This is a genomic window from Streptomyces calidiresistens, from assembly GCF_014141525.1.
GTDB lineage: Bacteria > Actinomycetota > Actinomycetes > Streptomycetales > Streptomycetaceae > Streptomyces > Streptomyces calidiresistens.
Genome location: NZ_VKHS01000113.1, coordinates 1 through 10178 on the forward strand (window position 1 = coordinate 1; position 10178 = coordinate 10178).

Annotated in this window: 8 protein-coding genes and 2 pseudogenes; 7 read left to right on the top strand and 3 right to left on the bottom strand. The window is 68.1% G+C overall.

Annotated elements, in window-relative coordinates; genetic code table 11:
• From FOE67_RS07505 to FOE67_RS30765, 5 genes and pseudogenes are all read left to right on the top strand, one after another.
• Positions 1–583, top strand: a pseudogene (locus FOE67_RS07505) (N-6 DNA methylase); the annotation flags it as partial.
• Positions 584–673: 90 nt separating this feature from the next.
• Positions 674–2665, top strand: a complete 1992-nt coding sequence (locus FOE67_RS07510; protein WP_182661755.1) for a type I restriction-modification system subunit M — start codon at positions 674–676, stop codon at positions 2663–2665.
• Positions 2662–3918 carry a restriction endonuclease subunit S gene (locus tag FOE67_RS07515; protein WP_182661757.1) on the top strand — a complete coding sequence of 419 codons (1257 nt, stop codon included), beginning with the start codon at positions 2662–2664 and terminating at the stop codon, positions 3916–3918. The genes FOE67_RS07510 and FOE67_RS07515 overlap by 4 nt, the downstream gene beginning before the upstream one ends.
• Positions 3919–3965: 47 nt before the next feature.
• Positions 3966–5546 (top strand): annotated as a pseudogene (locus FOE67_RS30760) (type I restriction endonuclease); the annotation flags it as partial.
• 486 nt (positions 5547–6032) lie between these two features.
• Entirely contained in the window at positions 6033–7103 is a 1071-nt protein-coding gene (locus tag FOE67_RS30765) for a type I restriction enzyme subunit R domain-containing protein (protein ID WP_438874194.1), read from the top strand.
• Between the two features lie 47 nt (positions 7104–7150).
• On the opposite strand, the gene FOE67_RS07525 is transcribed toward FOE67_RS30765, so the two are convergent.
• The 3 genes from FOE67_RS07525 to FOE67_RS07535 are packed head-to-tail and all read right to left on the bottom strand — an operon-like array spanning position 7151 to position 8475.
• A complete protein-coding gene (locus FOE67_RS07525; protein ID WP_323384440.1) occupies positions 7151–7357 on the bottom strand; it encodes a DUF397 domain-containing protein in 207 nt (68 codons plus the stop codon).
• 51 nt (positions 7358–7408) lie between these two features.
• Positions 7409–7624, bottom strand: a complete 216-nt coding sequence (locus FOE67_RS07530; protein WP_182661762.1) for a DUF397 domain-containing protein — start codon at positions 7622–7624, stop codon at positions 7409–7411.
• The gene (locus FOE67_RS07535) at positions 7621–8475 is read right to left on the bottom strand and encodes a helix-turn-helix domain-containing protein (RefSeq protein ID WP_182661764.1); all 855 of its coding nucleotides are present in this window, start codon (positions 8473–8475) and stop codon (positions 7621–7623) included. The genes FOE67_RS07530 and FOE67_RS07535 overlap by 4 nt, the downstream gene beginning before the upstream one ends.
• A gap of 106 nt (positions 8476–8581) precedes the next feature.
• Here FOE67_RS07535 and FOE67_RS07540 point away from each other — a divergent pair, with 106 nt between their 5' ends.
• Together FOE67_RS07540 and FOE67_RS07545 are read left to right on the top strand one after the other, a co-directional pair.
• A complete protein-coding gene (locus FOE67_RS07540) occupies positions 8582–9112 on the top strand; it encodes an ATP-binding protein (protein ID WP_228473657.1) in 531 nt (176 codons plus the stop codon).
• 146 nt (positions 9113–9258) lie between these two features.
• Positions 9259–10178: serine/threonine-protein kinase (locus FOE67_RS07545; RefSeq protein ID WP_182661768.1), on the top strand; the 920-nt coding region annotated here is incomplete at its 3' end.

Sequence of the window (10178 nt, forward strand, 5' to 3'; positions counted from 1 at the left end):
ACCCCCCGCCGACACCCCGGCGGACGGTCCGCCGGCGGTCCTCACCGCCGAGGACATCGCCCGGGACACCGCCCCCTCCGGCGCACCCGCGACGCCGGCCGAACCCACCGGCGCCACCGAACCCGCAGGCCCGGACGCCGCGACCACCCCCGTGATCCGGCCGGGCGACGTACTGATCCGCGCCCTGGCGTCCGGCACCGGCCCCATGACCCGGGTGGCGGAGGAGCGCGACGCGGGCGCGCTTTTGGGCCCGCACATCCACCTCCTGCGCCCGGACCCCGGCCGACTGGACCCCTGGTTCCTGGCCGGCCATCTCGCCGCCGGCGACAACATCGCGGGCGCATCCACCGGTAGCACCGTCGTCACCGTCGCGGCCGGACGCCTGCGCGTCCCCCTCCTGCCGCTCGCCGAGCAGCGCCGCCACGGAGAGGCGTTCCGCCGCGTGCGGGACCTGCGCGCCCGCGCCCGGGAGGCCGCCCGGCTGGCGGAGGAGGCGGCCGACCTCCTGACCGACGGCCTCACCGGCGGTGCCCTGCTTCCACCGGTCACCGAATCGGAACGATCGGTCACCGATCCGTCCTGAATCGGCCCCGGCGCCGGCATCCATCGACCACACTGGTCCGCACCCGTCCCGTGGGGCGGAACGAGACTCGGAAGGACATCGGGGAATCCCTTGAACAGCAGCAAGCATGCGGAGTTGGCGAACCACGCCTGGTCCGTCGCCGACCTCCTGCGCGGCGACTACAAGCAGTCCGACTACGGAAAGGTCATCCTGCCGTTCACGGTGCTGCGCCGCCTGGAGTGCGTCCTGGAGCCGACCCGGGCGAAGGTCGCGGAGACGATCGAGCGCTTCCGGGGTCAGGAGATCGACACCGATCACTTCCTGCGCCGCGCCTCGGGCCACTCCTTCTACAACACCAGCGACCTCACGCTGAAGCGGATCGCCGCCGACCCGCAGAACGCCGCGAAACTTCTGAAGATGTACGTGGGGGGCTTCTCCGACAACGCCCGCGAGGTCCTGGAGCGCTACGAGTTCACCCAGCAGATCACCCGCCTGGAACGGGCGGATCTGCTGTACAAGGTGATCGGCCGGTTCACCGACCTGGACCTGCGGCCCGAGGTGGTCTCCAACCACAACATGGGCTACGTCTTCGAGGAGTTGATCCGCCGCTTCGCGGAGCAGTCCAACGAGACCGCCGGTGAGCACTTCACCCCGCGCGAGGTCATCGAGCTGATGGTGAATCTGCTGATCGCGCCCGACGAGGACGCGCTCAGCCTGCCGGGAACGGTGCGTACGGTCATGGACCCGGCCTGCGGGACGGGCGGGATGCTCAGCGCGGCCGAGGAGCACATCAAGGCCCACAATCCGGACGCCACGGTCGAGGTCTACGGGCAGGAGCTCAACCCCGAGTCCTGGGCCATCTGCCGGTCCGACCTGATGATCAAGGGCCAGAGCCCCGAGAACATCGCCTTCGGCAACTCCTTCTCCCAGGACGGCCACCGGCGGGAGAAGTTCGACTACCTGCTGGCCAACCCGCCCTTCGGCGTGGAGTGGAAGAAGGTCAGGGACGAGGTCGAGTACGAGCACAAGCACCTCGGCACCGCCGGCCGCTTCGCCGCCGGACTGCCGCGCATCAACGACGGCTCGCTGCTGTTCCTCCAGCACATGATCTCCAAGATGAAGCCGGTGGACGTCAAGGGCGGCGGCGGTTCCCGCATCGCCATCGTCTTCAACGGCTCCCCGCTGTTCACCGGCGCGGCCGGCTCGGGGGAGTCGGAGATCCGCCGCTGGATCCTGGAGAACGACTGGCTGGAGGCGATCGTCGCCCTCCCGGACCAGCTCTTCTACAACACCGGTATCTCCACCTACTTCTGGATCCTCACCAACCGCAAGGCCCCCGACCACAAGGGCAAGGTCGTCCTCCTGGACGCCCGCGACCAGTGGCGGAAGATGCGCAAGTCCCTGGGCGACAAGCGCAAGCAACTCGGTGAGGAGCACATCGCCGAGATCACCCGCCTGTACGGAGACGCGATCCGGGTCGCGGACGACCCCGAACACCCCCTGCACGGCAAGGTGAAGGTCTTCCGGAACGAGGACTTCGGCTACCGCCGCATCACCGTCGAGCGCCCCCTCAAGCTCCGCTTCGAGGTCACCGAGGAGACGCTGGCCGCCCTGGCGGCGGCGAAGCCGGTGCAGAAGCTCACCGACGCGGACGGTTTCGTGGCGGCCGTGCGCACGCTGCTGGGCTCCTCCTGGGAGACGAAGTCGGACGCGCTGGTCGCGCTGAAGGACGCGGTGGTCGGCGCCGGCCTGCTCTGGCCGACCGGAGCGCCGTTCACCAAGGCACTCCGCGACGCCGTGGGCGTCCGCGACCCGGAGGGCGAGGTGCAGAGGGTGAAGGGCCAGGCCGAGCCGGACGCCGAGCTGCGGGACTACGAGAACGTGCCGCTGGACGAGGACGTGGAGGAGTACCTGAAGCGCGAGGTCCACCCCCACGTCCCTGATGCCTGGATCGATCACACGAAGACGAAGATCGGCTACGAGATCCCCTTCACCCGCCACTTCTACGTCTACAAGCCGCCGCGCCCGCTAGCGGAGATCGACGCGGAATTGAAGGCCCTGGAGGCCGAGATCCAGACGCTGCTGAGCGAGGTGACAGAGTGAGTACCGTTCGACTTCGACACCTCGCTCAGATCAATCCGCCGACTCCGGCCTTCGACCGGTTGGCAGATGGTGACGAGTTGACCTTCCTGCCGATGGAGGCCGTTTGGCCCGGTTCTCGGCTGGATCTTTCAAGGCGGCGTCGTAAGGCTGCTGTTGCAACGGGGTACACGCGCTTTCAAGACGGTGACGTACTTGTTCCGAAGATCACCCCGACTTTCGAGGCGGGGCGGGCAGTTCTGATTGAAGGGCTCCACGGAGGAGTGGGGGCGGGAACAACGGAACTGCACGTGTTGCGCCCAGGGAGTCAAGTCGATGGTCGGTTCTTGTATTACCTTGTCAATGCTCATTCCTTTCTCAAGTTGGGAGAGGCTGAGATGTATGGGGTGGCAGGGCAGCGGCGAGTGCCTGATGAATTTCTGAGAAATCTACTCGTTCGTTCCATCCCACTGGATGGGCAGCGTCGAATCGTCAAGTTCCTTGATATTGAGACTGCCCGCATGGATCAAATGGTTGATCTTCAGTTCCAATTCCTCGAAAAGTTGAGGGAGAGGGAGAGTGCTCAGCTTGACTTGGAGATTCAGAGGATGATGACTGAGTGGGGGAGCATCCCGTTTCGTCGTTTTATCTGGGGAGTTGATCAGGGCGTCAGCCCGCAGTGTGATGCCATCCCTGCAGGGGATCACGAGTGGGGGGTACTAAAGGTCAGCAGCTTGAGGCCGGGAGTTTTCCTCCCGGAGGAGAACAAGCGTCTGCCGAACTCGATTTCTCCGGACACCTCAAATGAGGTGCGTGAAGGTGATCTACTTGTTGTGCGCGCGAACACCCCACAACTTGTTGGATCAACGGCTGCCGTCCCTCGAATTCGTCGAAAATTGCTGCTTTCGGACAAAATTTTTCGGGTGCGATTGCTGTCGGGAGTCTCTCCTGAGTTTATTGCCGCCGTGGCGCGAGGTAAAAGGGTTAGGGACCTGTGTGCAGCAGTTTCTAATGGCGCCTCTCAATCCATGGCAAATATTAGATTTGAGGAAGTCAAGGCCTGGCCGATTCCCGCTGTGACTTCTGACGTGCAGGACGCGTTTGTGAAGCGTGTGTCTGATGAGCGCGCCCGCTTGAATGCGCTTCAGTCGCGTATTGAGCGTCAGTTCGCGCTTCTCGGCGAGCGCCGCCAGGCGCTCATCACCGCTGCGGTGACCGGGCAGTTCGACGTGTCGAGCGCGAGTGGGCGGAATGTGACGGACGGAGTCGGTGTATGAGCCCCATCCACGACGAGTCCGCGTTCGGGAGGGCCATCGTCGCCGCGATGGTCGAGCGCGGGTGGCGGGAGGGTCGGCCGGGGGACTACCGGGCCGATCTCGGCCTGGACCCCAACGAGCTGTTCACGTTCATCGGTGCCACCCAGCCCGACGAGTGGCACGAGCTGCGGACCGTCTACGGCGATCCGAACGAGGCCCAGCGCGGCTTCGTGAAGCGGCTGGACAAGGCCATCACGGACGAGGGCCTGCTCCACGTCCTGCGCAACGGCGTGAAGGATCGCGGTGTCCTGATCCGCGTCGCCTACTTCAAGCCGAACCTCGTCCCCGATGACTCCGTTCTCGACGACTACCGGGCCAATCGCCTCACCGTCGTCCGCGAGCTGCGCTACGCCACCAAGCCGGCAGACGAGGGCAACGCCCTCGACCTCACCCTGCTCCTCAACGGCCTGCCCGTGGCCACCGCCGAGTTGAAGAACCCTCTCACCGGTCAGGGCGTCGAGCAGGCCAAGGCGCAGTACCGCACCGACCGCGACCCGACCGAGCCGATCTTCCGGCACCGCGTCATCGCGAACTTCGCCGTCGATCCGGACCTGGTCTTCGTCACCACCCAGCTCCGGGGCAAGAACACGAAGTTCCTGCCCTTCAACACCGGCTCCGCCGGCCCCGGCCGTTCCGGCGGCGCGGGCAACCCCGCCCCGACCGTCCCCGGTACCTACTCGACCTCCTACCTCTGGGAGCAGGTCTGGGCCCCGGACAACTGGCTGGACCTGCTGCACCGGTTCGCCCACCAGCAGAAGACCCGGACGCCCGGCGGCGGCACCGTCCGCAACACGATCTTCCCCCGCTTCCACCAGTGGGACGTGGTCCGCAAGCTCACCGACCACGCCGCCCGCCACGGCGCCGGGCGGGACTACCTGGTGATGGCCTCGGCCGGCTCCGGCAAGTCCAACACCATCGGCTGGCTCGCCCACCGCCTCTCCGACCTCCACGCGGACACCGATCCGCGCACCCTGGACCCCGAGGCCCTGGCCGCCGGTCGCATCAAGCCGGGTGACCCCGTCTTCGACAAGGTCATCGTCATCACCGACCGCCGGAACCTGGACGCCCAGCTCCGCGAGACGGTCGGTGGCTTCTCCCAGACCGACGGCCTGGTCGTCAAGATCGACGAGAAGCACGGCACCAAGAGCGAACAGCTCGCCCGCGCGCTGTCCCGCGACACCGGCAGGATCGTCACCGTCACCCTGCACTCGTTCCCGGCGCTGCTGGACTACATCCAGCGCAACCCGACCGAGATCAAGGGCACGACCTTCGCCATCATCGTGGACGAGGCCCACTCCTCCCAGTCCGGCGACGCCGCCACCGCCGTGCGGGCCGCCCTGCGCGATCTGGGCCTGGACCCCGAGTCCGAGGACGCCGGCGCGACCGAGCTGACCGTCACCGAGAAACTGCGGAAGAAGGCCGAGGAACGCTCCCGGGCCGCGAACCTCTCCTACTTCGCCTTCACCGCCACGCCCAAGGCCAAGACCCTCGAACTCTTCGGCACCCCCACCCGCGTGGACGGGGAGACCACCTACATCCCCTTCCACACGTACTCGATGCGCCAGGCGATCGAGGAGGGGTTCATCCTCGACCCGCTGCGCAACTACGTCACGTACAACACGTACTGGAAGCTGGTGAACCGCAACCCGGACGAGAAGGAGGTTGAGCCCTCCAAGGCGAACCCGCTCCTCGCCCGGTACGCGCTCACCCACGACTCGACCGTCGTCCAGCACGCGCAGGTGATCGTCGAGCACTTCGTGAGCCACACCCGGGGCCGGCTCGGCGGCCGGGCCAAGGCGATGGTGGTCACCGCCTCCCGGCACTCCGCCGTGCAGATGGCGCGGAAGATCAAGGAGTACATCAAGGACCGGGGGTACGACACCCGGTTCCCCGACCTGGGTGTCCTGGTCGCCTTCTCCGGCTCCCTCACCGTCGACGGCGAGGAGACCACCGAGACCAAGGAGAACGGCGGGCTGAGCGAGGCCGCGCTGCCCAAGGCGTTCGCCTACACCCGCAACGACGACAAGGCCGTGCGGGCCGGGGCGCAGGGGCGGCAGGAGTACCGCATCCTGGTGGTGGCGGAGAAGTACCAGACCGGGTTCGACCAGCCGCTGTTGACCACGATGTACGTCAACAAGAAGCTGACCGGCATCTCCGCCGTGCAGACCCTCTCCCGGCTCAACCGCACGGCCGAGCGCAAGTCGCAGGCCGACCTCGCCGTCCTCGACTTCGTCAACGAGGCCGAGGACATCAAGGAGGCGTTCCGCCCGTACTACGAGGAAGCCGGCACCCTCCCCTCGGACCCCAATCTCCTGTACACCGCGCAGAGCCGGGTGATGTCCGCGCCGATCATCTCGGAAGAGGAGATGGACGGGTTCGCCGCCGCGTACTTCGAGGCGAAGGAGAAGGCGGCCGGCTCCCCGACCCGCTGGGAGAAGCTGCACGCCGAGCTGTACCGGCTGCTCTCACCGGCCGTGATCCGCTACGAGGCGCTGCGCGACAGCGACGAGGACGACGAGCACGTGCGGATAGCCGAGGACTTCCGCGCCGACCTCAACGACTACGTCCGCAAGTACGGCTTCCTCGCCCAGATCATCCCCTACCGGGACCCCGACCTGGAGCGGCTGCACCTCTACGGCCGCTACCTCCTGACCCGACTCCGCGGCCACGCGGACGGCGGGGTGGACATCGGCGACGTGGACCTCAGTCACCTGCGGGTGGAGCGGACCGGTGAGCACGACCTCTCGTTGACGCCCGAGGGCCCGGCGGTGATGCCGGGGTTCGGCGACGGCTCGGGCGGCGCGGGCCAGGAGGAGGAGAAGTCCCTTCTGTCCGAGCTGATCGAGAAGTTCAACGCCAAGTTCGGCACGGACTTCACCGAGAAGGACCTCGCCCGCCCCTTCGAGGAGGCCAGGGCCGACCCCAAGGTGAAGGCCGCGGCGCTCGTCAACGACGTGGAGAACTTCGGCAAGGTCTTCGACAAGGTGTTCGCCGACAAGATGGGCGACCACATCGAGAGCATCGCCGGACTCGGCGGCCGGTACTTCGGCGCGGACCGGAGCTTCCGGTCCAACCTGGACCGCAGTGCGCGTCGGGCCGCGTGGCGGATGATCCGCCGCGAGGAAGGGCTGGACGACGCCGCCTGAACGGCGGGGGAGTGGGGCCCGTTCACCGAACGGGCCCCGGGCCGTTCCTACACGCCCCGGCCGGCGGCCAACCCGACGAAGCGGGTCCAGGCATCCGGCCGGACGGTCAGGACGGGGCCCTTGTCCTGCTTGGAGTCGCGCACGTGCATCGTGTCAACGGTGTGGGCGACCTCCACACACTCTCCGCCCTCGGAACCGCTGTAGCTGCTCTTGAACCATGCCGACTCCGGCACGGGGGATACGACGTGCTGCACGGTCATCCCTCCTTCGGCAGGTGTTGATGAAGCCCGAGGACCCACCCCGACTCAGGGCCGGGGGTCGTGGGCTGCCATGCCGACGAAGTGGGTCCACGCCTCGGGGCGGACAGTCAACATGGGTCCGGCACTCTGCTTGGAATCACGGACGTGCATGGCGCCGACAGCGCCGGCGACCTCCACGCACTCTCCGCCCTCACCGCTGCTGTAGCTGCTCTTACGCCACGCCGAGTTGGGCACGGTCTGGATCATCGTTCGGCTGTTCATGTCTCTCCCAGGAGTCCTTCGACGAAGGCCAGCGATTCACTAGGGGTCAGGGCTTGTGCCCGAAGAATGCCGTACTGCTCCTCGGATTCCCTCACCGCAGGCCGATCGGTGTACAGACGGCTGGTCTGCTGAATCTCAACGTACGACATCCTCCTCCCGTCCCCCGTCTCGACCAAGGTGAACGGGCCGGCCAACCCACAGTGCTCGGCTCGCTCATTCGGCATCACTTGCAACTCCACGTTTCGTAGGCGTCCATGAGAGAGCAACTGCTCCAACTGGTCTCGCCACGTAGCTCTGCCACCCACGGGCCTCCTGAGCACTGACTCCTCGATGACGAAGCTCAGGGTGGGCATGGGCTTGCGGGAGAAGATCTTCTGCCGAGCCAGCCGGGCCGCAATTCGCTGCTCGACTGTGTCTCCGTCGAGGAGTGGCCGTCGCGTCGTGAAAACGGCACGTGCGTACGCCTCGGTCTGGAGCAACCCCGGCACGGCAAGGGCCGCGTACACATGCAAGGAGACCGCCTCGGCCTCCAGCTTGGCCATGTCGCGGAAGAAGGCCGGGTACTGGGCCCGGCCCACCTCCTCCTTCAGCGCGACCAGCACGCCTCCGGCGTTCAGGACCTCGTCGGCCTGCTCGATGAAGCGGGGCGGCGGGATGCGGCGACCCTGTTCGAACGAGGCGATGGACTGCGGCGCGTAGCCGACCAGCTTGCCGAACTCGGGGCGTTCGAGGCCGGCCCGGGTCCGCATGAGTTTCAACTGGCGGCCGAAGGCCGTCACCACGCCGTTGTTCTTCTCGTCGTCCGGCCGCCGACCCTCGGGTGTGCGCCCGTTCCGCTCCTCGTCCCGCATCGTTGCCGCCTTTCCCGCGTACCGCACGCCCACCGCCGGGTACAAGCACCCGGCGACGGCGCGTCACCACTGGTGACGCTACGCCATGACGGCTGATCGTGGAGGCATGACGGAGAATCCACCCCGCACCGCACATCCCGCACACACCCCCTGCACCCTCCCCACCATCGACCCCGGCGGCCCCGTGCGCCGTGTGGAGGCCCGTTTCGCCTCCACGCCGCGCGGCGCGCGGCTGGCCCGCAGGTTCGCCGCCGAGTGGTTGCACGCCCGGGGCGTGCCGGAGGGTTCGCGCGCCCATGACGCGCTGATCCTGGTCGTGGCCGAGCTGACGGCGAACGCCGTGCGCCACGGCTGCGTGCCCGGCCGGGACTTCGCCCTGGGCCTGGCGCTGGACCCCGACACCGCGCGGATCGAGGTCACCGATACCCGGGGCGACCGGCTCCCGAGGGTCCCCCGGGGCCTGCCCGGGCCCGATCGCACCGGCGGGCGCGGCCTGTTGCTCGTCGCGCGCCTGGCCGACCGCTGGGGGTGGTCCCGCCGGCCGTGCGGCGGTCCCGGCAAGACGGTGTGGGCGGAGTACGACGCCCCGGGCGCGGCGGTGGAGTCGCCGGAGCCGGGGACCGCATCTCGGCCATGACACGTCACAATCGGCCAACTCCACCGCACGGGGCATAACCGTCTGGACCGGGGCCGATCACCCCCACGAGACTGGCCCGTCAACGGAACGGACCGCCGACGCCACCCACCGTGTACGCGCCGGCGCGCGGACACGACGGGGGCAGGGTGCCGCAGCAGGTGATCGCCGGACGTTACGAACTCCTGGAGGAGATCAGCCACGGCGGCATGGGGGACGTGTGGCGCGGCTATGACGCCGTGCTGGACCGGCCGGTCGCCGTGAAGCTGATCCGGCGGCAGGCCGTCCCCTCCCCGGCGATGGCCGAGGAGTTCGTCAAGCGGTTCCGTCGCGAGGCCCGGGTCACCGCCCGCATCCGGCACCCGGGCGTCCCCCAGGTTCACGACGCGGTCCTCGACGACGCGCTCGAACACCTCTACCTGGTCATGGAGCTGGTGGAGGGCGTGCCGCTGTCGGTGTACGTGAGACCGGGCGTGCCGCTGCCGCTGTCCTGGGCGGTGTCCGTCGCCGCCCAGATCGCGACCGTCCTCTCCCACGCGCACGAGATCCCGGCCGTCCACCGGGATCTCAAGCCCGGCAACATCCTCGTCGCGCGGGACGGGACGGTGAAGGTCATCGACTTCGGCATCGCCGCCATCCTGCGCAGTGATGTCACCAGGCTGACCGCGACCGGCAGCCCCATCGGCACCTACCCGTACATGTCGCCGGAGCAGGTGCGCGGCGGGCGGGTCACCCCCGCCACAGATCTGTACGCGCTGGGCTGCGTCCTGTACGAGATGCTGTGCGGGCGGCGGCCGTTCACCGCGACCACCGACTTCGCCCTGATGTCCCAGCACGTCAACGACGCCCCCACCCCGCCGCGCGAGCTGCGGCCGGAGCTGCCCGCGGAGCTGGACGGGCTCGTCCTGCACCTGCTGGGCAAGGCGCCGGAGGAGCGTCCCGCCGACATCCAGGAGGTGTACGAACGGCTGCGGCCGTTCCTGCCCGGCCCCGGCACCCCGCCCGTACCGGCGGACCGGGCACCGGAGAATGTGCCCGACCCGACCGGGCTGTTCCGCGACCCCCACGC

Excerpts from the sequence above, each read along its gene's own strand:
- FOE67_RS07530 (WP_182661762.1), bottom strand. The coding sequence starts at position 7,624 with ATGAACAGCCGAACGATGATCCAGACCGTGCCCAACTCGGCGTGGCGT.
- FOE67_RS07535 (WP_182661764.1), bottom strand. The coding sequence starts at position 8,475 with ATGCGGGACGAGGAGCGGAACGGGCGCACACCCGAGGGTCGGCGGCCG.
- FOE67_RS07540 (WP_228473657.1), top strand. The coding sequence starts at position 8,582 with ATGACGGAGAATCCACCCCGCACCGCACATCCCGCACACACCCCCTGC.